The organism is Clostridium thermosuccinogenes (genome assembly GCF_002896855.1).
In the GTDB taxonomy this organism is placed as follows: domain Bacteria; phylum Bacillota; class Clostridia; order Acetivibrionales; family DSM-5807; genus Pseudoclostridium; species Pseudoclostridium thermosuccinogenes.
In genome coordinates this window covers 300,231-325,339 of the sequence record NZ_CP021850.1, presented here as the reverse complement: position 1 = coordinate 325,339, position 25,109 = coordinate 300,231, and the positions used below count along the sequence as shown (strand labels likewise).

Below are 25,109 nucleotides of genomic sequence, written 5' to 3'. Positions count from 1 at the left end.
TGATGTTGATGTACAATAAAAGCAACAGGCAGTATATTTTCAAGCAGTCAAATGATAAGATATGGAATTTTTTCCATGATGAAAGAAACGGCCTTTGCTACAGTATCCTCACAAAGCGCAATACATGGTCCGAGCCGGCCTCATTGTATAAATACGCACATAAAGCTTTTTTTGTGGACATGGATGAGGATGACATATTCCATATACTCTTTCAGGACATGAAAGGCAACATTTTCTACTCCCGGCTAAGCAGGCAAGGCTATGAAACAAAGCCGATACTGAACAGCAAAATACCCACCCAGTATGATAAACACCTTTTTTTGATACCTTTTAAGGACGAAGTACATATATTCTATATGCTGCAGCATAATGACAACCTGATACTTGCCCATCAGTTATTAAGCGGCAACAGTATGGGTACCCCCAAGGTTGTGGACTATGTTGCCGACAAGGATCATCCGTATTCCATTATAAATGACAGCGCCGGGAACATAAATGTCGTCTATCAATCCTCTGACGGAAGGAACCTGCAGTTGGGATATAAAATATATTCTCTGGAAAAAAGAATGTGGAGCGAGTTTACACCCATCACCAAGTATAACGGCGACTGTGAAATGCCACAGTTGATATGCGACAACAGCGGGACGATCCATATGTCTTTTCAGCGCCGCTCCAACCGGCAGTATGAACTGGTTTACATGCATAAAATGCCCGGTAAAAACACGTGGTCGGACAGCATGGTAATCCACAGCTCCGCTTACGCGTTTAACAACTCCTCCATCGTAAACATCGACGGCAAGATCATAATTTCATGGGTCAGGGACGATGTAACTTATTACAGCTATTCACTGGATGCCGGCAGCACGTGGACAAAACCTGCCCGGTACAACTTCCCTACAGGCAAGCAGCTGTTGTGCATGTCATACAAATCCAATGCAGCTCATGAGAGGGATAAAATACAAGCTCCCTATATTCCCGGCAGCTACATAGGTGGACTGAAACTTGCGTTTTATAATGATGTTCTGAGTACCAGCAGCGCAAATATTTCAGCCGACGAGCTCAGAAACATGCTGCTGGACAGCCTGAAATATCTAAAATCCACTGTGGAAGATCTTAAGGAATTTCGGGCAAACACTGAAGACACTCTGACAAAGATGTCCTCTTTCCAGCAGGAGGTGGATAAGGAAATTGTAAAAAGCACCGTGAAGCTCAATATGCTGGAAAATGAAATAAACCGTCTGAAAGAGCAGTTAAACTTCATAGCTTCAAGGATGAACAGCACAAGTGACGATAAAACTTGAAAAGGCTTCCACTTTCATGGAAGCCTTTGGTTGGAATACCCAAAATGCCGTTCACCTATATTTTGACACCTAGCCTTCGCTAGGTGGGTGCCCTGTTGGCAACTTCAGCCTTCCCCTGCCGTTGCACCCGGCTCTCGGCCGGATGTCGGAATTATACTGAGGCCTGACATCCATTACCAAAACTCCAAGCTCCCTTATGTCAGATGTAGGTTCAAAATTATAGGCTTATCCGCACATTTCAGGATTAGCTCAACTTGTAAGCTCATTATACACTACGAATATTCCTAACACAACAAATGCATTAAGCTTTATAATGTATTAGCAAAAGTATATATTTATATTTCTTTATATTTCTCTCAAAATCAACTATTACTTGCCTTTTAAGCACTTTTTCAAAATAATCCCATTACACAAAGCGCAGGCGGATGAAGATTTCTTACTTATCAATTGCTTTTCAAAGCACCTTTCAGAGGTCCTAGTATATCCTCACATATCTGTTTTTGGTCACTTCATTGACTACTCTATATATTTCTCTCACCGGAGTCAGATTTGCAAATCCCTCATTTATCACCAGGTCTTTATATTTCTCCGGGAACCTCAAACAGTAACCGCATCCTCCTTTAGCGATCTGGCATGGTGTGGATATAACTTCAAAAACATAACCTTTTTTTTCCAATGCTCTGCAAAGGCTAAGTACGAAATTCCCCGAATCAAGAACCGCAACACAATACATAGCCATCAACCTCCTTATATATACATAATACTGGAAGTTGGCATAATATGTTACTTTGCTTGCAGAGTTAGGATTAATGCTGCTTTTTTACTCCTTAATTTAGCACCTTTTATTTTGTGCCTATCCTGTTCTCCCGGGCGTAATAAAAAAGGTACTGCTGGGCAAAGCCTGCCAGGTCTCCGAAATATGATGATGCAAAATCCTGGATTTCCTTGAAACTCGCTTCACGCTTGAAGTACAGCTCTTCCATCACTCTTTTGACCCAGACATCCGTCGGAAATACATCCTGTTTTGTGCCGCTGTAAAGAAGCACGCAGTCAGCTACCTTGGGACCTACACCCGGAAATTTCATCAGCTCTTCCCTGGCCTTGCCGGTATCCATGCCTTCCAGCTCCTCCAGCCGTACTTCACCGTTTTTCACCATCCGGGCTGTGTTTAGTATGTATTTGCACCTGAATCCTCCTCTGCATGCCTCCAGTTCTTCTATGCCGGCTTCGAAAAGCTTGTCCGCACCGGGGAAACTGTAATATGCCATACCGTCATACTGAATCTCATCCCCGTACAATTTTGACATGGCCGCCACAGTTTTCATTATCATCGGTATTCTGTTGTTGGCTGATATGATGAAAGATATGAGAACTTCCCATAGATCCTGTTTCAGTATCCTTATTCCATAGCCGTACTCCATGGCCTTTTTCATGTGCTCGTCCTTATCGAGAAGCGCTTTTATCTCGCCGTAATCCCTTCCCAGATCGAGGTACTCGAACCATATATCCTGAAAATCCTTTAAGCTGGAATTTTTTATAACCAGCGTCCCATTCTGATAACTAATATTGGCCACCTTGCCCCGGACTACACCCGTGAAGCTGTTATCAGGCTGCCGGACCCAGCGGAAACACTGCCCGCATTCAAAAATATGCACCGGGTCAAAATCCTGCACGTTCTCCACAATAACTCTGTCCTTTTCTTCCTTCACTTTACAGCCTTTGTAATCCAATTAAACCGTCTCCTTCTTCATGAAAAATGTACATTAACAGATTAGTGATTCTCAATCAGTATATATATTCCCTTTTTTTCTGCTATAATATAAAATAATAATGGATTAAGCTGTGATAATAAAGAATCAACCCGTTTTAACGATATTTTCGGTAAAAATGGCCGGGTTTTGGAGCAGTGAAGAGGGAAAAATATTATAAAATATATTGGAAAATATTTCGGCCCGCCGACATAGCAATTAAGTTTATATAAATGGTTTCATAGAAGGCAATAAGCTTTCAAAAACATATTAAGGAGCTATTAGCTTCAAAAGCCATGCATAGAAAATCTGCAATTTCAAATAAAACACTCTAAGGAGAGCCATATGAAGGAGAAGATATACACAATACCCGTTATGGAGGCTTTTAAGGAAGACTGCGAATGTCCCTTGTGCCTTCTTGAAAAAAAGCTGGAAGATGAGTACATAGACTACATACTGGGTCCCTCCCTTATGGAGCCTGACGGAAGGGAAGTGACCAACGAAAAGGGATTTTGCAGGAGGCATTATGAGCTTTTGTTCAAAAGGCAGTCCAACAAGCTTGGCCTTGCCCTGATTCTGGACACCCACCTTGTGGAGCAGAACAAAAAACTGAAAAAGCTGTTTGACAGCAGCATATCTGCAATCAAAGGAGCTCCTGGCGTTTCCGCCCTGAAAAACCTTCTGAGCCGCTCCTCCTCGAAGCAGACCGGAGCAGGAGAATCTGTTGATGATTTAATTTCTGCTTTGGACAATCTGGAAAGCAAATGTGCCGTATGCAGCAAACTGGATTACACCATGGACAGGTATATTGATGTAATATTCTATCTGTGGTCAAAAGAGAGGGATTTCAAGGATCTTTTCCAAAGTAAGAAAGGATTCTGCCTGAGGCATCTGAAGATGCTGCTGGCTGGTGCAAAAAAACACCTGCGTCAAAACGAGTTTAATGAGTTTGTGGTGAAGGTTCTGGAAATGCAGCAGGAGAACATGGAGCGCATTCAGCAGGAAGTCAACTGGTTTACGAAAAAATTTGACTACCGTTATAACGACGCTCCCTGGGGTAATTCCAAAGATTCGGTATCCCGCAGCATACAAAAGCTCGCCGGATATATGGACCTGAAATAAAGCCTGCAATGTCAGTTTGCAGGCTCTTTCTTTTCCACTATCAAGCTTTTTACCGTGATATTCATGGTTTTAATATTGAGCGCCGTAAGTTTTTCTATCTCTTCGGTCACCTTTTTGCGAATCTCAGCCAGCAAAGGCCGTATCACATATCCATATATCAGGACGAGATCCATGTCTATATATATTCCATCCGGATGGTTTTCCGCCCTGAACCGCGAAATTCTGGCCACACCTTCAATATTGGACACCACATACTCAATTATCTGGTAAATCGTATAATCAGAAATCGTATAGCTGCCCATATAGCTGAAGGTAGGCCTTACCACTGATTTTTCACCCACCAGCTGGTAACTTCCCTTGCCCTTTCTCTTGAAAATCTGAAGCGGATCAAGAAAATATCCTGAAAAATCCTTCTTTATCTCAAAGGTGGGAACCGGTATGACATGTTTGCCCTGCTCCTTCCTTGTATACATAGCCTGCCTGATTTCCAGCTCGCTTGCCACTTCATTTATATATATTTTCTCGGTGACATTGGGAAGCTCAAGCTTTTTCGCTATGCTCTCCACCATCCCATCGGAAGTGCCGAGGATTAAAATAGCCTCCGGCTTATAAAGCTTCAATGCGCGCTTCACGTCTTCGGCATGGCTTTCTTCTGTAAAAAGCGCGCGCCTTATGGAACCGATCTTCGTTTTTTCTTTTTTGGCGGATGTTCCGGCAACTATACTGTTTCCTTTTATGAGAAGACCGTCATCTATGATGAAATCTATATCCCTTTCTCTCGCCACCCAAGTTGCCCTGTGGCTTTTTCCCGAACCACTGGGACCAATAAAACCTACAACTCTCAAGTCAATTCCTCCATACCTAGAAAGGCTATAATTAATATTATCATATTTTGGGCAAAAAAGAAACGGTGCTGAATTGGATCAGAAAGGAAAAAAGAGAGTCTTGGACTCTCTTTTTCCAAATCTTTTACTGCTTTATCCAGTGTTTTTCTTCTGCGGATTTTACTTTTTTCCTTAGTAATTTACAAATTTCATCTTTTGTATAAATATACATCCCAACTGTATGTACTGATTTCTACACGATATATTGTACCATTACTGCCAGTATTGTCAATATCTACGTAAAAATAAAATGTAGGTAATTAGTACTATATGACGTACTATCTCAGCACTATTTATACATTTATGCATAAAAATCATGAATTTTTGCATAAAAGCAAGAATAAGCAGGAAAATTTGGAGGACATAGCCTCTACCTGCCACCTTTGCCTTACCGGCCGGGCATGCGCATTTCCCCCTTAAAATCTCAAAGCTGCTTTTTATCTTCACTTTTTGATACGGATGCCATACAGGCTTCACATCCGTTGCAAATAACCACTCTCCCGGGAAAAACGTTTTTTATCGTTTCCAGAAGCTCCTTGTTCTTAAACAGGCCGGAACTGTGAATGACTATCTTTTTTGGGGCCATGGTTATCAGAGAACTCACCAGGAGATCATCATAATTGATCTCACCTTCAGAAATCTCATTGACAAATTCCCGTATGCATTCGTTGGTGATCTCATTCCTTTTTTCGTCCTGGAGTATATACCTGTTGTCATATCCCACTATTACATGAATTATCTCAGCTTTTGGGTCCTGTATTTCGACAAAGTACTTAAGCAGCCTTATAAATTCCCTGTACTCCCTCTCCATCAGGAACTCATCCACAGCTTTTTCAACTATCTCTTCAAGATCTTTTATATAATCCTTCAGGCGAAAATTCACAAAACCATCGAGGATCAGACTGTTGGAGTTTTCAAAATACTCCATCAGCTTCCGAATAATTATATTGCGTCTTCGTATCTGGAAAAGGCTGTTTAGAAAGTTCTTGTCTTCGTTCCTGATTATTTTAAGGGATATCCCCAGAATTTCCCTGCGCTCTACCGAGTTAAAATAGCAATAATTAGTATTTATTATTCTAGTTATAAGCTTCTCCTCATACCGCCTTATTATAAAGTCCGCCAGTGCGCTGGAAACATGCAGCATCAAAATATTATACGCCTGGGACGACTTTTCATTATCCGGTTTGTCTTCTCCTATGCTGCAAATTATTGAGGTCGAATTATCGGAATTAACTTCTTTAACTGAATAATTTATTTTATTTTTAACTTTTTTAAGCTCATCATTTATATGTTGAATAATGTCGTCAGCGCTCTCGTCAACTCCAATACAAAGATACTGCATCAACTTCACATCCCTTCAAGTGTAGTATATGTTCTCATAAAATGTTGTATGCAGCGGCTCTTGCAAGCAATTTATGCCACCTATCAACGATTTTTTGCAAAAAATATATATTAATGGGTTATAATTCAATTTTATTGTCCTTTATCGATACTATTCTGATACATTATATGAAACTTAGGAATGTAAGTTACTCCTGACGGCAATATTATTTTACCAGCAGCGGAATAATTGAGCCTATATCCGTTATCCGCCCCTCGGACAGGGAAATAATCTCGATGTTCCTGTCCTCAAGAAAACGCCGGATACGGTCGGCAGCTCGAAAGAACGCAAAATTTCCTGCAACCGCCCAGCAGTATTTATTGAGCATAGCTGTGCTACCTCCGATAAATCCGTTGGAAAGTCCGGGAAGCAGTATCTCTTCCTCCGGTTCTATCAACAGCACTTCTACCCCTTTTTCCTGCGCAGCTTTGGCAATACCCCTGTCGGCTGTTATTATTGAGTTCTCATCTATGACGGATACAGAGCACTTGGAATATCCCTGCTTTACGTGAACAAGCTCTACGTCCCGTTTTTCCAGCTCATTTCTTAGCACCGGGTCGGTGTATTTTAAATTATGGAAGGCGAATTTCCCGACCCTGGCCACATTGTATGCAATATCCCATGGATATTTTTCCTGCAAGGTTGTACCGCCCTGTATCAGCTGGAATCCGCAATCCGACAGGGCATTTTTTATTGAATACGCTACTCCGGGGGAGTATACAATGCATTCATCACCCAGGTGGTGCAGCATCATGTCGGGATGATACGAAACTGCCTCATACAAGCCCGTATGCCTATCGGTTTTTATGAGCTTGACCTTTAAATCCAACAGCTTTGCTTCCATCGCTTCATCAAGCCTGCCATCCACCACCGCAAGGCTTACCTCAGCCTCCGGAAGGTTGGGTATGCGCACATAATTCATAATATCCTCCGGCCTTATGTATTGATGGGCACCGTCTTATTAATCCAACTCCGTATTCTCGCGCCCTGTCTAATTATTTTCCGATATCTGCCGCCTTCTGTCAACTTCTCCCTTTTTAGACCAACAAGCTCGTGGTTTTCTGGAATTTGTTATCCATTTCAGCCTATTAGCTCAAAGCATAGCTTTGAAAATGCCAGCATAACCGCATATGCTTGTAAAGCACAGCCAATTAACGAAAGTAGCATTTTTATTTTCGTGTCTACGAGTTAATTATTTAGTGTCACCCTTTATCCATGGCCCTCATATTATAACTAAGGAAAAACATAATAAAGCTCCCGGGCCAAAGACACTGCGTCGCAAATATTTCCTCAGGCTTCGGAATATATAATAAATTCGGACATAATAATATATATTAGGACTAACTGCCGGTTACCGCGGGGACCGGTGGTTATTTAGATAACCGCGTCCGGTTTTCCGGACGCGGCTGTTCTTTTTCGTCATCTTCCGTACACATTTTTAAAATCATATTCCGACTGAATATATTCTTTCCCATAACCAAAAATAAAATTAAGATGAATTATTTTTTTATTTCTGATAAATAATAATTTTAAAAAAAAGAAGGAGTTGTAATAATGAGTAGAACACCTTTGGATAGATTAGCTCTCGTTCTGGTGATAATAGGTGCATTAAACTGGCTTTTGATGGGCATTTTCAGCTATGACCTGGTAGCTGCAATATTTGGAGGCAATAACACCTTTTTAAGCAGAACGATATATACCCTGGTAGGCCTTGCCGGTTTGTACTGTATCAGCCTGCTGTTCAGAGAAAGCGAACCTGCAAGGGACACCCAATAGTATAAGGCATCAGTTTTATACGGTTCATATTATACCGTTAACCTGCATCAGACAGAATAAGCAAAAAGGTTATCGATGAATTTGCATAGCAAAACATTATATTGGTTTTGGATTTAAGGTTCCGCCAAAATAGCATAATTTACCGTAATATTTTTAATAAAAACTACAGAATATAAAAATACACTACCAGTCATAAGACGGTAGTGAATAAAAATTATAAGGAGGCTATGTAAATGGCTAGAAACAGTAAAACATCCTTTGAAAAGATGAAGTATGAAATAGCTTCTGAAGTTGGAGTAAACCTGAAGCAGGGATACAACGGTGACATTTCTGCAAGAGATGCCGGAAAAATAGGTGGAAACATCGTAAGGAAAGTATTCCAGGCTTACACTGGAAACAGCTATCCTACTGAGCGCAAAGGAGATACTTCCAGATAATCACGGAAACTGATGCAGTAGAACACTTCTTGGAAATATAGCTAAAAATAAAAAGGGTTGCCGTCTTAGGACAGCAACCCTTTTTATTTTTCAGCTAGCTATTCAGATACATTCCAATTAAGCGCCGTACCATTCCTTCATATCTTCAGGAGCGGGGTATCCTTTCGCTTAATTGATTTCCACTTTTTAAATCAGGCGTTCTTCACAATAATAGGTATAAATTGTTCCCGACCATAGTAAATAAATAATAGTATTAAATAATGCAGGATATCGATATGGAAATCACTACTTTTTTCATAATAACAGCTTCTTTACTTTTGATTGTTGTATTCTTTCCCGATTTGTTTCCGCGGTGCTCCAACTGTAAAAAGATAAAACCAAGGTTTATGTTCAGAATACATAAAAACGTAAGCCTGCGCTTGGGCTACAAAGCCAACCGGTCGGTATGCAAAAAATGCTGCCGGAAATATGATTTATACACTTTAAACGAATACGAAAGGTATGAAAGCCTTCGGGAAAAAGTCGTATACCGCTTGAAAAACAAGCTGTGACAATCCCGGATTTCCCTGTTATTCCTCATCCTGCTCCCAGTTATGCCATACGTTCTGAACATCGTCGAGATCTTCGAGAGCTTCGATCAATTTATCCATAAATTCTATTTGCTTCGGGTCCTCAAGTTTGGTGGTAGTGACCGGTACCATTTGGACGCTCGCATCCATAAATTCATAACCCTTTTTCTCCAGAGCTTCCCTCACAGCGGAAAAATCATTCGGATCAGTCAGGATTTCATAGTACTCGTCCTCGACACTGAAATCCTCAGCGCCAGCATCCAGAGCCTCCATCATAAGGGTATCCTCGTCGGTTTTTTCAGTTTTCTCAATCAAAATGACACCCTTTTTATTGAACAGGAAGGATACACATCCGGTCTGTCCGAGGTTTCCGCCGAATTTATCGAAATAATGCCTCAGGTCTCCGGCTGTCCTGTTGCGGTTGTCGGTAGCAGTCTCAACTATGACCGCAACTCCTCCCGGACCATAGCCTTCGTAGGTGATTTCTTCATAATTCTCAGCTTCAGTATCCCCCGAAGCCCTCTTTATACTTCTCATAATAGTATCATTAGGCATATTTGCAGCTTTCGCTTTTGCTATTACATCACTTAGTTTGGAATTGACATTTGGGTCCGGGCCTCCCTGCTTGACAGCTATGGCAATCTCTCTTCCCAGCTTTGTAAATATTTTGCCCCTCTCAGCATCGGATTTACCTTTTTTACGCTTAATGTTAGCCCATTTTGAATGTCCAGACATAAAAATAAACCTCCTAAAATATTAACAAGTGCAATTTATATTATAATATTAATCAGGGAATTAATAAAGGAGTTTTTAACGCAGAGTTCTTTAACTATTACCAATTTTAATATATACTGATATACACCGATTATATAAAAATATATTTACATTTGACTTAATTTTATGTAAAATTGTATTGGTAATTTATGGAACTAGTCATACTCAACTACCTATATACAGCTAAACTATCAGAGGTGAATATAAATGCATTTCAAAAATGCTACGGCAAAAATAGTAACTATAATCATCGTTGTTCTTTTAGCGCTTACTGTAATAATTTTTGTATCTTTTATGTCAGCCTTTAATGATGTCATTAATTCCCTCTCTGCGGCAGAAAGTGTTGTATTGATCGGAATCAAAACGATTTTTCTAAGAAACCTAGTGATTGGCCAGTTCCTTTTCATATCCATAGCAGCAATAATCATATTGATTGGGATAAGACTCGAACTGGCAAAACTTGAGAGTGAGATGAAAAAGCAGAAAAACTTAATAGAAACACAGAAAAACGAAATAGCCCATTTGCAGGAGCTGAAGGACAATCTTGCGGGACTTTATAATAATGCTGTCGAATATGATAAGATGAAAACCGATTTCTTTTCAAATATCATCCATGATCTGAAAACACCCTTAAGTGTGATAATCGGGGCTATACAGCTCATCAATAAAAAACATTCAGACCATTCCGATGATAAAAGCAGCCTGGAAAGAAACCTGAAAATTATAAATCAGAATGTCTATATGCTCCTGAAGCTTTTAAACAACATTCTGGAAATTACAAGGATCAGTTCCGGCTACGTGAAAACCAATATGAACAACTGCAACATTGTCTATATTGTAGAAGAAATCACGCAATCGATATCGCCTTACTCTGAATCCAAAGGGCTGAATCTCGTATTCGACACTGATGTGGAGGAGGTCATAACTGCCATAGATATTGACAAAATGGAAAAAGTAATGCTTAACCTGCTGTCCAATGCTATTAAATTTACGCCTCCAGGAGGTGATGTAACGGTGTACGTCAAAGAAGAAAACAACAAAGTGTACATATCCGTAAAGGATACCGGTCCCGGAATTCCAAAAGAAAAGCAGGACATCATCTTTGAAAGGTACAAGCATGTGGACAGCAACCTCACCAGGGAAAATGAGGGCAGCGGTATAGGGCTTTCCATAGCAAAATCCTATGTCGAACTTCACTGTGGGAAATTAACCGTAAAGAGCGAAGAAAATAAAGGCAGTGAGTTTATCGTAGAACTGCCTATCAGAACTATAAACGGAAAGGCACAGGATGATTACAAGGAGATCAATCCACAAGATAAAATTATAGAAGCCATAAATATAGAATTCTCAGACATATATCATATTGCCTGATATTTTTTTGGTTTCATATATCAAAACCAGGTTTGCCGGCGGGCAGCAGCATTGCGCAGTCCAGTTAGGGCTTTCCTGCAAAAAAGACAGCACATATAACCCGCCGGCTACCATCGCGCGAGCAATCCTATCCCAATTCAACCAGTACACAAGCCTGTACAGCGTTCAATCCCTTTTCCTCTATGAGCTTCAATATCTCATCATTATAGGTTCCAGGCTGCAGCCAGATGTTTTTCACCCCAAGCCTTGAAGCTTCTTCCACAACACCCATGCCATGCTTTGGTGCAACCACCATATCAATTACTTCAGGCACTTCAGGCAGAGCAGATATGTTGGGATAGCATTTGTCTCCCTCAATTTCTTCATAGTTCGGATTTACAGGATATACCGTGTAACCCCTGGATTTAAGCTTCTTGTAAATCTTGTATCCGAACTTGTCAGGCTTGCTGTTAGCTCCGACCACCGCCCATACCTTTTTTTCCAGCATCCCTTCTTTGTTCATGCATATTCCTCCATTCCCATGTATGGATATACTTATTCCTTTATCAGTTTACCGTCTTCATCGACCGTTATAAAAACATTATCCCCGGTTTCAATCAACACCTGGTCATTTGTCTCCTCAACTATCTTCTTCAAGCACTCTTCCACACCGTCGACAGGAACGTATAACCTGATCTCCACATCCTGTTCATAAACGATTTCCTTTATAGTATACCCTTCGTTGACAAGCATATTCTGAACCTTACCAAAAAGAGGATATTCCGTAAGAACACTGACTTCGGTGCAAAGCTGCCTGCGGATTACCCTTGCAGCTTCAATGCCCAATGCTGCAGCCTTGCTGTACGCCCGGATCAGGCCGGACGCACCCAAAAGGGTTCCTCCAAAATAACGGGTAACCACCACCGCCAGGTCCTGCACTCCCATTCTTTTTATTACCTCCAGCACGGGCATTCCGGCGGTCCCGGAAGGTTCTCCGTCATCGCTGAACCTCTGCACTGTAATATTTCCACCTATATAATAGGAGTAAACATTATGGGTGGCATCCCAATATTTTGACTTAAGCCCGTTTATGAATTCCAAGGCCTCGTCTTCGCTTGTCACCGGCTTTACCGTTGCTATAAACCTGGATTTTTTTTCTTCAATTTCTGCTGTTCCTAAATTTAAAACTGTCTTATATGCCTTAATCAAATTTATCACCTGATAAAATTATATCAGATAATATATGATTTAAGCATATATAATAAATATAATATTACCGGCAAAAGGTCAGGATAATCCTTCACCGTATAAAATACCAACAAAGCGTCTTTAAGCATCATATTAGTAAATAAACTTCAATTAACTCCGGTAAAGTGTCTGCCTGCATCAGATTAATAAATATCTCCAAAGAAGTCAGGAAAAGATGCCTTGAGAATGCGATGCCGCAAAAACACCTGAAAATCATTCCACAGAAACGCTCTGAAGGCAATAAAAAAACCCTGCATTTTTTTATTCCTTAATATTAAAAAAATGCAGGGCTTATTTCAAGCTTACTACATTGTGCCATTCAAAACAGCATCCGAGGCAATAGTATTCTCCTCTTCGCTATATTCTTTAATTTTCATATATGATAAATGGATTAAAGACCTGTCCTGACTGTAAGTGACTAATTCCAGAGCTTTTTCAATGTCAAAGTAGCCAACTTCGGTAAAATCATAATCTTTATTCAAACTGCAGCTTTCATTAGGGGATTTCATTACATACCAAATAATTTTATTGCAGACTGGTTTTTGACGTGTTACAGAATAGAACTCATAATTTGTGCGACCTGCTGTTGAAACAATTTCCGCGGTGACACCCGCTTCCTCTTTAACCCTTCTTAAAGCAACTTCGCTCGGCACTTCTCCATTGCGTATCACGCCTTTCGGAAGTACCCATTCGCCTTTTTCATTCTTGAGAAGTAGTACCTTATCTCCGCAGAATACTACTCCTCCAGCACAATTCCTAACCAGCATAACAAAAACCCCTTTCATTTTTAATTTGGCCGTCTGGAATAGAACGCTCCAATATTTACTTACATTTAGTCTTGACAGAAGATGCAGTTTCTATACTATAATAATAACTTATAGGAATATTTTATTCAATCTGAAGAATGGCTGGAAAAAGCAATTTAAATAATATAGTCATTAATTCTTTCTATTTTCGACGATTTTAACATAGCATTAACCTTTATCCCCGTTTCCGTATAATCTTGGGACAACACCCTTCCATTCTGATGTATATATGGGAGAACCCAGCCTGCATCATAGGGAGCAAGCACTTCCACATTTATTTCATCGGCAGGCATTAAGGATGCTATTCCTTCAAGGAGCTTATCCAGACCCTGGCCTGTAGCCGCAGAAATCTCAAACACCCGGTCTCCGGCTTCAGCAACCGGCATCCTTCCCTGTTCACCGGCGAGATCCATTTTGTTCAGTGCCAGTATTACCGGCTTATCCAACGCGCCCAGGCTGCGGAGTAGATCATTTACAACTGCGATCTGCTCCTCTGCCTCTTCGGAAGAAGCATCTACCACGTGTATCAGCATATCCGCATAAACAGCTTCCTCCAGTGTGGACTTGAAAGCTTCCACCAGCTCATGGGGCAGCTTCCTTATGAATCCGACAGTATCTGTAAGAAGCACTTCTCTTCCATCCTGCAGCGTCAGACTTCTTGTGGTCGGATCGAGGGTGGCAAAGAGTTTATCCTCCGCAAACACATCGGTCCCGCATAATTTGTTCATAAGGGTGGACTTGCCTGCATTGGTGTAACCGACAAGGGCAATAACAGGCATGCTGTTTCTGTGCCTTCCCTCCCGGATCAGGCTTCTCCTTTTGTTCAAAACTTCCAGCTCACCTTCAAGATACCGTATTCTCCTTCTTATATGTCTCCTGTCGGTCTCAAGCTTTTTCTCACCCGGTCCTCGGGTACCTATGCCCCCACCAAGCCTTGACAACTGCCCACCAAGCCCCATAAGCCTGGGAAGCCTGTACTTTAGCTGCGCCAGTTCCACCTGAAGCTTGCCTTCCCTCGAACGTGCTCTTTGGGCAAATATATCCAGTATGAGGGTTGTTCTGTCTACCACCCTTGCTCCGGCCAGCTCCTCAATGTTTCTGACCTGGGCACCCGAAAGTTCATCATCAAAAATAAGCACATCAGCATTAAGCTCCTGGCGAAGCAGGCTCAATTGCTCCACCATTCCCCTTCCGATGTAAAAGGCCGGGTCTTTCATCTGCCTTCTTTGCAATATTTTGTGCACGACAATAACACCAGCCGTATGAGCCAGTTCCTCCAACTCCTCCAGAGAACGCTCCCCCTGGCTCTTGCTGTTTATCATTTTTTCCCGGGAAGTTTCCAGTCCTACCAGTATCGCTCTTTCGGTCCGGTTATCATTAACTTCAGCCGGACGCCGGGTATCCTTGTCCAAACCGGATATGATTTCAAACAGGGCATTCATCCTGTCGTCCCCCACACCATAAGGTCCATAAATCTCGGCTTCAGTAAAAGCTCCGTTTGCATCCCTTTTGGGAACTGCGGCATAAATTCCGGTGACACTGCCGCTTTTTACGCCGACAGCCACCATGGCATCCATTCTGAGATTCAGCAGAGAGCTGATATCAACCATAGAAAGGTGCGGATCACCATTTGGGTGGGTATGCAGGCATCTTACACCCGAAAGTCTTGCATTGCTGCGACGGCCTTCGACCTCCGACAGGGTGACTGTGGCGCTGTCACCAATGCTCACGTCGATAACTCTTCCTTTTCGGTCCATGTAGACAGCGATCTCCCTGTTGATCCTTCCTGTAAGGTCAGCAACCTTGAGCACCAGCTCCTCCGGTAAAAATTCTCCCTTGAAGGCTTCTATATCATAAAGGCTTTCCATCTCATCTATAACGGATTTTTTAAGGGATTCTATATTGCCATTTATTCTGATAAATATCACTCCATTCAATTTTGCACCTTTATTAGCTCCATTGTGCTAATATTTTCTCCCCTAAGCCGACATGGACGTTGCAGTTCAAGAATAGAAATTTAATAAAATGCAACTTGCCATATCAGCCAGTGTTGGACTATATACAAGCTTAAACTTAATATTGCGCTGCCTATATATCTATTAATTCTCCATAATCCTATCTCAAATTAACCAGCACAACATATTTTCATAATAAAATTGTATGTGAAAAAAGGCAGGCATGCAATGCACACCTTGCCTTAAAAAATTCTTTCCTTGCTTTTATGTAATCCCACAGGATAGTCCTAAAGGGTTTCTTTTTATTCGTAGCCTGCCGGATTGTTCTTCTGCCAGTTCCATGAGTCCCTGCACATATCCTCCAAAGTCTTTTCTGCTTTCCAACCAAGCTCCCTCTCTGCTTTGGAAGGATCGGCATAGCACTCAGCAACATCACCGGGCCTGCGTCCGACTATCACATAAGGAATATGCTGCCCTGTAGCCTTTTCAAAATTCTTCACCACATCCAGAACGCTGTATCCTACTCCCGTACCCAAGTTGTAAGCTTCAACGCCTTCTGTTTTCATCACTTTCTCCAGCGCTTTCAAATGGCCTTTGGCCAGATCCACCACGTGGATATAATCCCTGACGCCAGTGCCGTCATGGGTATCATAATCATTTCCGAAAATGCTCAGCTTTTCCCTCTTGCCGACAGCAACCTGCGTAATATAAGGCATCAGATTGTTGGGAATGCCGTTGGGGTCCTCACCTATACGCCCGCTTTCATGGGCTCCTATAGGATTGAAATATCTGAGCAGTGCTATGCTCCAGCTGTTATCAGAAACATATACATCCCTCAATATTTGCTCAATCATAAGTTTTGTGCTGCCATATGGGTTGGTGGTGCTGAGGGGCATATCCTCTGTAAGGGGTGATTTGTTTTTCATGCCATAAACTGTGGCCGATGAACTGAACACAATCTTCTTCACACCGTACTTTTGCATAAGTTCACATAAAATCAAAGTGCCGGTGATGTTATTATAGTAATATTTCAAAGGAATGGAAACCGACTCGCCTACCGCCTTTAAACCTGCAAAATGAATTACGGCTTCCAGTTTGTTCTCCTTGAATACCTGCTCCAGGCCATCCCTGTCCAGCAAATCAACTTTATAGAATTTGAAATCCTTGCCCGTTATTTCCTTAACACGCTTCAGAGCTTCAGGCTTACTGTTGGAAAGGTTATCCACCACGACAACTTCATAGCCATTCTGAAGCAATTCTACTACGGTGTGGCTTCCTATATAGCCGGCGCCGCCTGTAACCAAAATTGCCATTAGCTTTCCTCCTTCTGAACCTGTATTTAAACATGACCAATATAACAAGCTTGTGTAATTTACAATGAGTATATCATATGTTAACTCTAAATATAAAATTAAAAATTGTCAACTCTTTCCTTTAAAAAAATTTCATTAAGCATTTGGGCGGTTTTTTCCTCGTCCGGAATCCAGTACCATATATTATTTAGCATTACCCCTTCCCCTGGTATGACATGGAATTCTATCGAATCCCTGGAGAGTTCTCCGGCAAACATCGCCAGGGAAGTTATCTGCTTTAGTGTCATATTGGTGGTGACATTTTCTTTATAACTCAACGCGATTCTTGCCATATTCAGCAGCTGGTCCAGCCTCTTAAGCTTGTCAAACAAAGCTGCTGCAAATTTCTGCTGCCTTCTTATGCGACCTATGTCGCCATCGCTGGAATACCTCCATTGAACATAGCCAAGAGCCTGCCGGCCGTTCAAGACCTGTTTCCCACTGGTCAGATTACCGATGCCGCTTTCCACATCCAGCTCGATACCTCCGATCGAGTCTATGATTTCAGGCACAGGCTCCATATCTATAGTGAAAAAATAGTCTATCTCATCATTAATAAAAAGCTCCACTGCTTCAATAGCGCTTTCGGTTCCCCTGCCTTCCAAGCTTCCAAAGGCATATGCATGATTTATCTTATCCATTTTTCCCGTCACAGGAAGATATGTATATGTATCCCTTGGGATGCTCAGGACATCCACAGTCTTTGCATCTATGTGTATCCGGGCCACAGCAATCGTATCGCTTCTGTAAATGCCCAAAATCCTATCCCTTTCCTCCGTCCTGTCCAAACCCAAAAACAAAATATTTATGACATTTCCAGCTGTGCTCACATTGGAAGACGTCCCAGGTGCTTCATTCCGACCGGCATCCGAATCAGATACCGGCTCTTTTGCCGGCTTCTCCCCTTCAGGCAGGCTCGCGAAAGCCTGTACATCGACTTTTTGTGAGCCGGTCGTTCCTTCCCTGGGCCGTACAACCAAAGTCCTCTTATAGTCCTTTACATTGCTGAAAAAATCATAAGCGAAATATGAAGGTATCGAAAAAGCGATAACCACAACAGTCGCAATGATTCCCGCTTTTAATCCTCTTTTCACTTTACAACTCCTATCCTGATCTTCTCTTTTATTATACTGATAAGATATACAAAGATAAGTCCAAAAATTCCACCTGCAGCATCAATAATTAAATCTATTGCCACAGGGGACCTGCCCGGCACAAAGCTCTGATGAATTTCATCAATAGCGGCGCACAGAAGGCAGATAGAAAGTGTAAGAACGGCATTCCTACCTTCTCTGACTCTGCAGGAATATAAAGCAATATGAATCAGGATGGCCAGTATGAAAAATTCCAAAAAATGAGCAAATTCCCTTATCAAACCGTTAAAATCCGTGGTGTACATGCTGCCACCTAAAGCCGCGGGAACTGGCATATATGGTTTTAAAGCGTTGGCAATGCTTTCAGACAGGCTGTTGGAAGTGATTCCATCCTGGTGCGACAGTACAAACATAAAAGTAAGATACGCAGCAACCAGCACCCAGCTTAACAACCTTACCGGAAAAACCTTTTTTCTTTTTGCAACAGATATAACCACCAGTTTCATATTCATTCCATCTTTCCTTATTTATTGTTATTAATATGAAGTTTTCCTTTTTCATATTAATAATATTCACTGTGAAATGAATATGAAGAGGAGGTTGATGTGATTTTCAGATTTGATTGAAGTTTGATTAATCAATAATAATCTTTATGCCTCTTGTTTTTGCGCCTTTTGCTTTCTATGCTTCCGGAACCATCCCTTGCCCGTATTCTCAGCGCTTCCATTTCCATAGTATTCATACGGGCTATAGTAATATCTGTATTCCTTCCTGTCCAGTTTGTTCAGCACAACACCGATTATCCGGGCATTGACCTTTTCCAATTGCTCCTTTACCCTCATGGCGCTCCTGTAGTCCACAGCCTTTGATTTTATCACAATAAGCGTCCCGTCCGTTCTGGAGGATATGATAGCACAGTCAATAACGCTTCCCAGCGGTGGTGTGTCGATAATGACCATGTCAAAGTGTTTCTTCGCCTCGTTGATTATCTCGTCAAACCTTTCGGATGACAGCAATTCTGCCGGGTTTGGCGGGGTGGGCCCGCATGTAATGTAGCAGAATCCGTCCACATCAGTGTAGTTTATAGCATCCTGCAGGGACGCCTGACCCGATATCAGATTGGTCAGTCCTACCGCATTGGTGCCTCCCAGGCGCTTTACCAGTGCCGGTTTCCTCAGGTCCGCATCGATGAGAAGGATTTTCATCCCCGACATGGCCATCGATATCGATAGGTTTATAGCAGTGGTGGTCTTTCCTTCCCCCGGATTGCAGCTTGTAATCGCCAGAGTTTTGATCTTGCTGTCAAAATTGCAAAACTGTATATTGGTTCTCAGCACCCTATAGGCTTCTTCCGCCGGGTTGCCCAATTTATCTTTAACATTAATGATTTTGGTCATAAAAGCCCCCCTATTTTGCATCTATAGCAGGTATTGTACCCAGAACTGTGAGGTCAAGATATTTTTCAACATCTTCGACAGTATTTATGGAATCATCCAGATATTCCAGCAGGAATATTATGCCGACAGCCGCAAATAATCCGGCAAACATCGCAATTGCGATGTTATAAAGAGGTCTTGGTTCCACCGGTGCAGTTGGCAGGCTGGCCTTGTCAACTATGCTGACATTCTCCACTTTCATGAGGTCCTGAACCTTAACCGCAAAGACTTTCGTCATTTCATCGGCAATGTCTCTGGCCCTTTCGGGATTTTGGTCCCTCACCCTTATCTCTAAAATTCTCGTATCATTCTTCAAATTCACGCTGATTTTATCAGCCAGTTGGGCTGGAGTAATGCCATCCAGCTTAAGGTTTTCTATTACCGCAGATGTTATAACCCTGCTTTTTATTAACTCCCTGTAGTCCTTTACGAGATATTGCCCGATCAGCATGTCATTGTAAGCCAGTTGGGTATTGGCATCCATCTGTCTGTTTATGACATAAAGGGTGGTATTGGATTCATAGACCGGTTCCAGTAAAAAAAAGCTGATGCCTGCGGCGGCTGCAGCGGCAACCAGAGGTAGCAATATAAGAATCCACAGCCTTTCAAGCAAAATCTCGAAGTATTGTTTTAATTCCATCCGCATCCTCTCTTTCTGAAAATTCAACAGCATGAAAAAATGATTAAAACTGGCTATTACTTGCAAGCCAATGCTTACACCAGTATTATACAGCTTGGGACAAGCATTGTAAAACCTTTTATTGCTACATTTTGCGCCATTTTTAAAAGAAATTCTACAGGCAATTCCCTGCAAACGGCCAAGCATCAATACTTTACCCGCATTTTTTGGTCTGATGTGTTGATTTTTGCGAAATATTTTTATGGAAATATCCCCAGGAAATGTATGAATGCGCAGTATTTACCCTAACAAGGCGACGTATTTTATGTATATCTCTTTCAGCATTTCCTTTTCTTCTTCTGTCACTCTGGATTTTAAAATTTGCTTGGCTTCATTTAGTTCCTCCAAAGTTACTCCGCCTTTTATCATGTTCTTAAGACGGTTTATATCACCGGGAGTCAGCCTTGAAAGCACTATGGCTATTGCTTTTGCCTTATCCCCCAAAGACACCTGGTCTTTTACCAGATTAATTTTTTCCAGAGTGATTACGCCCGGCTCCCGTCCGCCTCCGGATCCATGCATATCTTTATCACCTTTTGTCCTTTTCGCATCGGCAGATGCTCTTCCGGATGAAGCAGTGGGCTTATCTTCCGACGTTTCAAACGAATTTTGGATTGCATGTCCGTATTGTCCAGCGTTCATGCCACCAGAAGCATAGTTTGCCGTCTTACCGGATACCTCACCGCCTGTTTTGCCGAAAGCATAACCGGTTTCATTTCCCGACAACTGGGTTTCTACCCCTAAAGCCGCATCAGAGCTCAAACCTCCTTCTTTCCCATTGTATACCCGGCTTTCATCCCCTGAAAAACCAGGGAGGTTGCCTCTTTGCACCATGCTGTCCTCATCATTCTCAACATCCGAAATAAGGCTATCGCTTTGCACCATGCTGCCCATCTCCTGCCCTGCTTCCGACAGGTATATCCAGTCTTCCTCCAGCATTTTTTCCATCTGCGCCATAAAAAGGGCATCAAAAGCCTTGTTGACTATATAAAGCCCACAGCCAACCACTAAAGAAATAACCGCTAATATAATCAATGTAATCCTGATTGCTTTCAAATGTTTTCCCACCTTTTCCGGTATTGCCTTCCGGCATTTTTCCTTTACGGCTTGTTAGCCTGCAGCCGTCCACGACAATACGCCATATATGCAAATACCATCTGCCTCCGCGGAAGCAGATGGTATTCACTAAGCAATGTTGATCTATTTTACATTGAACAGCCTGTATATCATCAGCGCCGCAGCAGCTCTTGTGGTATGTCCCTTAGGATCGTATTCCCCCTTGTCGCTGCCTATAATTATCGAATACTTGCTGCACAGGGCTGCAGCATCCCTGGCGTACTTGGATATCCTTGCCTGGTCGACATACTTGCCTATATATGCGTCTGCATCCTCAGGGAATGACTTGCCTTTTATATATACAAGGGCATTGGCAATCATGACGGCTGCGTCCTGCCTTGTGATGTAGGCGTTGGGCAGGAAGCTTCCATCGGGCGTTCCCTTGACTATGCCTGCATTATATGCGGCGGATATTTCCTTGTAGAAAAGGTAGCTCTCATCCACATCGGTAAAGCTGCTTTCGGCCGCATCGTCCACCAGGTTAAGCGCCCTGGCTATCATTGCTGCAAACTGGGCTCTTGTGACATTGCTGGAGGGATCGAACTTACCACCGCCGACGCCCTTGATGATGCCTTTGGCGGCCATGGCTTCTATTCCGTCCTTAGCCCACTTCACGGTATTAAGGTCGCTGAAAGTTACGGCGTTTACCTTAATTACATACTTGCTGAAATGCCTTACGGTGAATTTCACCGTCTTGGTATCCTCGTCATAGACACCGATGACGTTCTCCAGCTCGTTCTTATCATTAATATAGAATACGGTCAGTTTCTCAGGATTTTCCCCAGCCTTGAGGGTATAAGGTATGGATATCTCTACCGGCTCGGCAAACTTGTCCAATGCCTTTCCATCTACCGTAAGGTTAAAATCATATACAGCATTGTTGCCCACCAAAGCCTTTATATCCTCCGGCAAAGTATCCTTGTCCACTTTTGCAGCTTCAAGCCTCACTTCACCCTCTGCGAACATATCATGAGGTGCAATGGATATTACAGCTATACCTGTATCGATAGCTATCTTATCCAGCTTCTTTTCGACAGCAGCCTTGAATATGGAGCCGGGCAGTTCAACTGCTGAAGCATCGTAAGCATCATCGCAGTCCAGCTCAATCCTTAATACTGCATCCACTTTTACATCCGCCTTGCTTTCAGCAAGCGCCTTGTTCAGAGCAGCGGCCGTCTTTACGATGTCCTCCATTAATTGAACCTGCTTGTCCGCTTCTTCCGAGGACAAAACAGCTTTTACCAAACCGTCGGAGGCAACCACTTTTACAGTTGTTTTGCCCACCTTGCTGATAACCTTGTCTGCGATGGCTTTCAGTTCCCTGCTTAATTCGTCGGCCAAAATGCCTTTGCTTTCTGCCTCTTTAAAGATATCCTTTGTTTTGAGAATTATATTTTCAGCGATCTCCAGGGCTTTCTCCACATCTTCCACTGCGTCAATCTTTTCCACAGCCGACTTTATCAGTTTGGCAGCACTGCTTATCTTATCTTCCGGATCTTCATCCCCGGAGCTTATCTCATCCAGCTCATCAGCTATTTTATTGATGTCGTCCATATCATCCTCAGTGTCTTCCGGGGGAACAACTATGCCTCCGCCACCTCCGCCGGGAGTCGGTGTAGTCCTTGGAGCAAAGAGATTATACAGCTCAAGCATATAGATGGCATCTTCCGTGCTGATCTGATTTGGTCCGTTCCCGATGTAATTGTTCATGCGGGCTATGTATTTGTCCATCTCTCCATTCACATCTATGCCTAAAAACAGGTCCAGCAGCTCCTGCCTTACCCCGATCTTTGCCGCTATTTTTGCTTTTACATCTCCGTATCTTACAAATTTGCCTTCATCATTCAATGTCACTACTTCCTCAAGGTAAGGGAGAAGCTTTTCATAAACCTGTCCGTCGGTGGCATTGGCAGGCAGGCCCAGGAATTCCTTAACAAAGCCCTTGTCCACAAATTGCTTAAATGTATTATAATAGTCGATAATAATCTGCTTATTGTTGAGGATTTTGCCTATAATCAATTTCAGAGACTCTCCGGCAATCTTGCCGTCATTGCTGGTATTCCCGGTTTCCGCAATTATTGTCTCCCACATGTTTTTTTGGTTGTCCGATGGATTTTGAATGTTGGTTAATGCACTCTTAATTGCTTCATATATATCATCAACCGTTACTTCACTGCCCTTGCCTATCTCGGCAACAGCAAAATCCCATAACATCCCAAGCAGCATTCCTTTGCTGTTGTTATCCAGCCTGTTCAGCTGCTCTACCGCAGTCCTGACGTCTGAACTTCCTGCATATGCCACACCTGCAGTCAGCTGAACTATCAGCACTGCTGCAATTAATACTGTCGCTAGAAACCTTCTCATAGCGAGCATCCCCCTCTCAAATGCAAAAATTATGATAACTGACATATATTAGTATATTTGAAAGGCAGTCATATGTAAATAGGACAAGCCTATATTCTTATAATTTTTATAAAATTTTTACATATGAGAGAGAATTATATATGTACTTGTTGAGGGATTTTTATTTCTTTCTGAAAAGTTTACTGAGAATTGGTATGCTAAAGCTCTTTCTTTTTTTTACCATGCTGGGCTCCTGAAAGTCAATCCTTTCATTGTTCAAAACCGCAAACCCATTCAATTCAAACAACCTTTGGGCCGTATCCTCGCCCATCTTTTCCGCCACCAGGCTTCTGGGCATGCTAAGCCTCGGAGCTCTTCCCCTGCATGTGTGAGAATCGGAAGCAGCAAAATGCACCATGCCGTGCTTTAATAAAGTCCAGGCCGCATTCTTTACTTCGCTCCCATAAAAGCCCATCAGGCTTGCTGCATTAATCTGAGCCAACACACCGGATTGAATGAAATTAAACAGAATATTAGGATTGCCGGCAATCTCCCTGTTCCTTTCGGGATGTGCCAGTATAGGTTCAAAGCCATTCAGCTTAATCCGATAGAACACTTCGGCGGCATATATGGGTATGGCCGTCATGGGCAGCTCCACCAGCACATAGGAGGAACCGTTCAAAGTGCAAATGCGCCCTTCCTTAAGCAGTTCCGGTATTTCCGGGGTCATATACACTTCGCTTCCGGGATATATATCCACCTTTATATTCTCTCTATTTATCTCTTGCTTGAGTTGTTCACATTTTTCCAATACCACCTGGGCAGGATTTTCCACTTCTCCTTTTATAAAGTGCGGGGTGGCAACGATATGCCTGATGCCGTCCCTTTCGGCTATCTTTAGCATTTCTAGAGATGTTTCCATATCCCGGGCTCCGTCGTCTATGCCCGGGAGGATGTGGGAATGCAAATCTATACTCATCATGGGTTCACCATATTTTTTATTTTTCTTCATCGAACACCGGTATTGTGCCTACAACTGAAAGGCCCAAGTATTTTTGAACATCATCGGGAGTCTTGATGGTATCATCCATATACTCTACAAGAAAAACCACTCCTGTGCTCAGCATAAAGCCCAGCAGGGTTGCTATGGCAATATTCATAAGCTTATTGGGCTTGACAGGAGCTTCCGGCAGCTCAGCCGTATCGATAATCTGTATATTTTCCACCATCATGATGTCCGCCACTTTTTCCATAAAAATTTCGGCTACCGTATTGGCTATATCCCTGGCCAGTACCGGATCTTCATCCTGGGCGGAAATCACAATAAGCCTTGTATTTTGTTTGGACTCCACATTCAGCTTTTCCGACAGCTGTTCCAGCGTCATATCCTTCAAACTCAGCTTTTCCAACACAATGCTGGTGACCATCCTGCTTTTTACCAGCTCACGATAGTCATTGACCAATTGGGTGTTCAGCATCAGGTCATTATATCCGATGGAGCTTTGGTTATCCATACTTCTGCCTATATAAAGCGAAGTGTCCGATTGATATACAGGATTCATAAGAAAAAAGCTTAATATCGCAGACAAGGCTGATGTGGCTAGAGTTATTACAACTATAAGCCATAGCCTTTTTTTGATAATGAGTAATAAGTCTTTCAGTTCCAGTGCATCCATTTCTGGCATCAATCTTCCTTTGTTTACAAAATACAACAGAAAGTATTATAACATTGTATGGA

The 25,109-nt window shown here is 42.3% G+C and carries 26 protein-coding genes and 1 other RNA gene; 7 read left to right on the top strand and 20 right to left on the bottom strand.

What is annotated here, in order from left to right; genetic code table 11:
- Window positions 1-8 precede the first annotated feature (8 nt).
- Window positions 9-1,301 (top strand): hypothetical protein, encoded by a 1,293-nt coding sequence (locus tag CDO33_RS01455; RefSeq protein ID WP_103081762.1) that lies wholly within the window; start codon window positions 9-11, stop codon window positions 1,299-1,301.
- Window positions 1,302-1,333: 32 nt separating this feature from the next.
- On the opposite strand, the gene ssrS is transcribed toward CDO33_RS01455, so the two are convergent.
- The 3 genes from ssrS to CDO33_RS01435 form a co-directional block, all read right to left on the bottom strand.
- Window positions 1,334-1,549: non-coding RNA, 6S RNA (gene ssrS / locus CDO33_RS01445), on the bottom strand.
- Between the two features lie 227 nt (window positions 1,550-1,776).
- Complete coding sequence (locus CDO33_RS01440; RefSeq protein ID WP_103081761.1) at window positions 1,777-2,034, bottom strand: putative Se/S carrier protein; 258 nt, start codon at window positions 2,032-2,034, stop codon at window positions 1,777-1,779.
- A gap of 109 nt (window positions 2,035-2,143) precedes the next feature.
- Entirely contained in the window at window positions 2,144-3,031 is an 888-nt protein-coding gene (locus CDO33_RS01435; RefSeq protein ID WP_103081760.1) for a DNA-3-methyladenine glycosylase family protein, read from the bottom strand.
- Window positions 3,032-3,394: 363 nt separating this feature from the next.
- On the opposite strand from CDO33_RS01435, the gene CDO33_RS01430 reads away from it, so the two are divergent.
- Complete coding sequence (locus tag CDO33_RS01430; protein ID WP_103081759.1) at window positions 3,395-4,171, top strand: DUF6062 family protein; 777 nt, start codon at window positions 3,395-3,397, stop codon at window positions 4,169-4,171.
- A gap of 11 nt (window positions 4,172-4,182) precedes the next feature.
- Here the strand turns inward: CDO33_RS01430 and CDO33_RS01425 are convergent, their stop codons facing one another.
- The 3 genes from CDO33_RS01425 to CDO33_RS01415 form a co-directional block, all read right to left on the bottom strand.
- Complete coding sequence (locus tag CDO33_RS01425) at window positions 4,183-5,016, bottom strand: Asp23/Gls24 family envelope stress response protein (RefSeq protein ID WP_103081758.1); 834 nt, start codon at window positions 5,014-5,016, stop codon at window positions 4,183-4,185.
- Between the two features lie 463 nt (window positions 5,017-5,479).
- Window positions 5,480-6,397 carry a putative sporulation protein YtxC gene (gene ytxC / locus CDO33_RS01420; RefSeq protein WP_103081757.1) on the bottom strand — a complete coding sequence of 306 codons (918 nt, stop codon included), beginning with the start codon at window positions 6,395-6,397 and terminating at the stop codon, window positions 5,480-5,482.
- A 205-nt stretch (window positions 6,398-6,602) separates the two neighbouring features.
- Complete coding sequence (locus CDO33_RS01415; RefSeq protein WP_103081756.1) at window positions 6,603-7,358, bottom strand: DUF6873 family GME fold protein; 756 nt, start codon at window positions 7,356-7,358, stop codon at window positions 6,603-6,605.
- Between the two features lie 632 nt (window positions 7,359-7,990).
- Between CDO33_RS01415 and CDO33_RS01410 the strand changes: the two genes are divergently transcribed.
- From CDO33_RS01410 to CDO33_RS01400, 3 genes are all read left to right on the top strand, one after another.
- Window positions 7,991-8,212, top strand: coding sequence for a DUF378 domain-containing protein (locus tag CDO33_RS01410; protein WP_103081755.1), 222 nt, complete (start codon window positions 7,991-7,993; stop codon window positions 8,210-8,212).
- Between the two features lie 233 nt (window positions 8,213-8,445).
- Window positions 8,446-8,649 (top strand): alpha/beta-type small acid-soluble spore protein, encoded by a 204-nt coding sequence (locus CDO33_RS01405; protein ID WP_103081754.1) that lies wholly within the window; start codon window positions 8,446-8,448, stop codon window positions 8,647-8,649.
- Window positions 8,650-8,924: 275 nt separating this feature from the next.
- Window positions 8,925-9,200: a hypothetical protein gene (locus CDO33_RS01400; protein ID WP_103081753.1), complete on the top strand. Its 276-nt coding sequence runs from the start codon at window positions 8,925-8,927 to the stop codon at window positions 9,198-9,200.
- An 18-nt stretch (window positions 9,201-9,218) separates the two neighbouring features.
- On the opposite strand, the gene CDO33_RS01395 is transcribed toward CDO33_RS01400, so the two are convergent.
- A complete protein-coding gene (locus CDO33_RS01395; protein ID WP_103081752.1) occupies window positions 9,219-9,953 on the bottom strand; it encodes a YebC/PmpR family DNA-binding transcriptional regulator in 735 nt (244 codons plus the stop codon).
- Between the two features lie 246 nt (window positions 9,954-10,199).
- Between CDO33_RS01395 and CDO33_RS01390 the strand changes: the two genes are divergently transcribed.
- On the top strand, window positions 10,200-11,363 hold the full coding sequence (locus CDO33_RS01390; RefSeq protein ID WP_103081751.1) for a sensor histidine kinase: 1,164 nt from the start codon (window positions 10,200-10,202) through the stop codon (window positions 11,361-11,363).
- A gap of 127 nt (window positions 11,364-11,490) precedes the next feature.
- Here CDO33_RS01390 and CDO33_RS01385 read toward each other — a convergent pair whose 3' ends face one another.
- From CDO33_RS01385 to CDO33_RS01345, 9 genes are all read right to left on the bottom strand, one after another.
- Window positions 11,491-11,865, bottom strand: a complete 375-nt coding sequence (locus tag CDO33_RS01385) for a CoA-binding protein (protein ID WP_103081750.1) — start codon at window positions 11,863-11,865, stop codon at window positions 11,491-11,493.
- 32 nt (window positions 11,866-11,897) lie between these two features.
- The gene (locus CDO33_RS01380) at window positions 11,898-12,560 is read right to left on the bottom strand and encodes a YigZ family protein (protein ID WP_479690737.1); all 663 of its coding nucleotides are present in this window, start codon (window positions 12,558-12,560) and stop codon (window positions 11,898-11,900) included.
- 335 nt (window positions 12,561-12,895) lie between these two features.
- On the bottom strand, window positions 12,896-13,357 hold the full coding sequence (locus CDO33_RS01375) for an NUDIX hydrolase (RefSeq protein WP_103081748.1): 462 nt from the start codon (window positions 13,355-13,357) through the stop codon (window positions 12,896-12,898).
- Window positions 13,358-13,512: 155 nt separating this feature from the next.
- Window positions 13,513-15,324 (bottom strand): GTPase HflX, encoded by a 1,812-nt coding sequence (hflX, locus tag CDO33_RS01370; protein ID WP_479690678.1) that lies wholly within the window; start codon window positions 15,322-15,324, stop codon window positions 13,513-13,515.
- Window positions 15,325-15,653: 329 nt separating this feature from the next.
- Entirely contained in the window at window positions 15,654-16,664 is a 1,011-nt protein-coding gene (galE, locus tag CDO33_RS01365) for a UDP-glucose 4-epimerase GalE (protein WP_103081747.1), read from the bottom strand.
- A gap of 98 nt (window positions 16,665-16,762) precedes the next feature.
- Window positions 16,763-17,797, bottom strand: a complete 1,035-nt coding sequence (locus tag CDO33_RS01360) for an LCP family protein (RefSeq protein ID WP_161496533.1) — start codon at window positions 17,795-17,797, stop codon at window positions 16,763-16,765.
- Window positions 17,794-18,303, bottom strand: a complete 510-nt coding sequence (locus CDO33_RS01355) for a VanZ family protein (protein WP_161496532.1) — start codon at window positions 18,301-18,303, stop codon at window positions 17,794-17,796. Before CDO33_RS01355 ends, CDO33_RS01360 begins: the two co-directional genes overlap by 4 nt.
- A gap of 144 nt (window positions 18,304-18,447) precedes the next feature.
- Entirely contained in the window at window positions 18,448-19,194 is a 747-nt protein-coding gene (locus CDO33_RS01350; protein ID WP_161496531.1) for a CpsD/CapB family tyrosine-protein kinase, read from the bottom strand.
- 10 nt (window positions 19,195-19,204) lie between these two features.
- Window positions 19,205-19,873 carry a YveK family protein gene (locus CDO33_RS01345; RefSeq protein WP_161496530.1) on the bottom strand — a complete coding sequence of 223 codons (669 nt, stop codon included), beginning with the start codon at window positions 19,871-19,873 and terminating at the stop codon, window positions 19,205-19,207.
- Between the two features lie 39 nt (window positions 19,874-19,912).
- On the opposite strand from CDO33_RS01345, the gene CDO33_RS20655 reads away from it, so the two are divergent.
- Complete coding sequence (locus CDO33_RS20655; RefSeq protein WP_161496529.1) at window positions 19,913-20,161, top strand: hypothetical protein; 249 nt, start codon at window positions 19,913-19,915, stop codon at window positions 20,159-20,161.
- On the opposite strand, the gene CDO33_RS01340 is transcribed toward CDO33_RS20655, so the two are convergent.
- The 4 genes from CDO33_RS01340 to CDO33_RS01325 form a co-directional block, all read right to left on the bottom strand.
- Window positions 20,153-20,968, bottom strand: a complete 816-nt coding sequence (locus CDO33_RS01340) for a hypothetical protein (RefSeq protein ID WP_103081742.1) — start codon at window positions 20,966-20,968, stop codon at window positions 20,153-20,155. The two genes, CDO33_RS20655 and CDO33_RS01340, sit on opposite strands and share 9 nt — an antisense overlap.
- Before the next feature lie 144 nt (window positions 20,969-21,112).
- Complete coding sequence (locus CDO33_RS01335; RefSeq protein ID WP_161496528.1) at window positions 21,113-23,392, bottom strand: S-layer homology domain-containing protein; 2,280 nt, start codon at window positions 23,390-23,392, stop codon at window positions 21,113-21,115.
- A 160-nt stretch (window positions 23,393-23,552) separates the two neighbouring features.
- Window positions 23,553-24,383 (bottom strand): tyrosine-protein phosphatase, encoded by an 831-nt coding sequence (locus tag CDO33_RS01330; protein ID WP_103081740.1) that lies wholly within the window; start codon window positions 24,381-24,383, stop codon window positions 23,553-23,555.
- The gene (locus CDO33_RS01325; protein WP_103081739.1) at window positions 24,370-25,056 is read right to left on the bottom strand and encodes a YveK family protein; all 687 of its coding nucleotides are present in this window, start codon (window positions 25,054-25,056) and stop codon (window positions 24,370-24,372) included. The genes CDO33_RS01330 and CDO33_RS01325 overlap by 14 nt, the downstream gene beginning before the upstream one ends.
- Window positions 25,057-25,109: the final 53 nt, after the last annotated feature.

Coding starts and splice junctions, on each gene's coding strand:
- CDO33_RS01455 (WP_103081762.1), top strand. CDS start 9: ATGTACAATAAAAGCAACAGGCAGTATATTTTCAAGCAGTCAAATGAT.
- CDO33_RS01440 (WP_103081761.1), bottom strand. CDS start 2,034: ATGTATTGTGTTGCGGTTCTTGATTCGGGGAATTTCGTACTTAGCCTT.
- CDO33_RS01430 (WP_103081759.1), top strand. CDS start 3,395: ATGAAGGAGAAGATATACACAATACCCGTTATGGAGGCTTTTAAGGAA.
- ytxC (WP_103081757.1), bottom strand. CDS start 6,397: ATGCAGTATCTTTGTATTGGAGTTGACGAGAGCGCTGACGACATTATT.
- CDO33_RS01415 (WP_103081756.1), bottom strand. CDS start 7,358: ATGAATTATGTGCGCATACCCAACCTTCCGGAGGCTGAGGTAAGCCTT.
- CDO33_RS01410 (WP_103081755.1), top strand. CDS start 7,991: ATGAGTAGAACACCTTTGGATAGATTAGCTCTCGTTCTGGTGATAATA.
- CDO33_RS01405 (WP_103081754.1), top strand. CDS start 8,446: ATGGCTAGAAACAGTAAAACATCCTTTGAAAAGATGAAGTATGAAATA.
- CDO33_RS01400 (WP_103081753.1), top strand. CDS start 8,925: ATGGAAATCACTACTTTTTTCATAATAACAGCTTCTTTACTTTTGATT.
- CDO33_RS01395 (WP_103081752.1), bottom strand. CDS start 9,953: ATGTCTGGACATTCAAAATGGGCTAACATTAAGCGTAAAAAAGGTAAA.
- CDO33_RS01390 (WP_103081751.1), top strand. CDS start 10,200: ATGCATTTCAAAAATGCTACGGCAAAAATAGTAACTATAATCATCGTT.
- CDO33_RS01385 (WP_103081750.1), bottom strand. CDS start 11,865: ATGAACAAAGAAGGGATGCTGGAAAAAAAGGTATGGGCGGTGGTCGGA.
- CDO33_RS01375 (WP_103081748.1), bottom strand. CDS start 13,357: ATGCTGGTTAGGAATTGTGCTGGAGGAGTAGTATTCTGCGGAGATAAG.
- galE (WP_103081747.1), bottom strand. CDS start 16,664: ATGGCAATTTTGGTTACAGGCGGCGCCGGCTATATAGGAAGCCACACC.
- CDO33_RS01355 (WP_161496532.1), bottom strand. CDS start 18,303: ATGAAACTGGTGGTTATATCTGTTGCAAAAAGAAAAAAGGTTTTTCCG.
- CDO33_RS01350 (WP_161496531.1), bottom strand. CDS start 19,194: ATGACCAAAATCATTAATGTTAAAGATAAATTGGGCAACCCGGCGGAA.
- CDO33_RS01345 (WP_161496530.1), bottom strand. CDS start 19,873: ATGGAATTAAAACAATACTTCGAGATTTTGCTTGAAAGGCTGTGGATT.
- CDO33_RS20655 (WP_161496529.1), top strand. CDS start 19,913: ATGATTAAAACTGGCTATTACTTGCAAGCCAATGCTTACACCAGTATT.
- CDO33_RS01335 (WP_161496528.1), bottom strand. CDS start 23,392: ATGAGAAGGTTTCTAGCGACAGTATTAATTGCAGCAGTGCTGATAGTT.
- CDO33_RS01330 (WP_103081740.1), bottom strand. CDS start 24,383: ATGAAGAAAAATAAAAAATATGGTGAACCCATGATGAGTATAGATTTG.
- CDO33_RS01325 (WP_103081739.1), bottom strand. CDS start 25,056: ATGCCAGAAATGGATGCACTGGAACTGAAAGACTTATTACTCATTATC.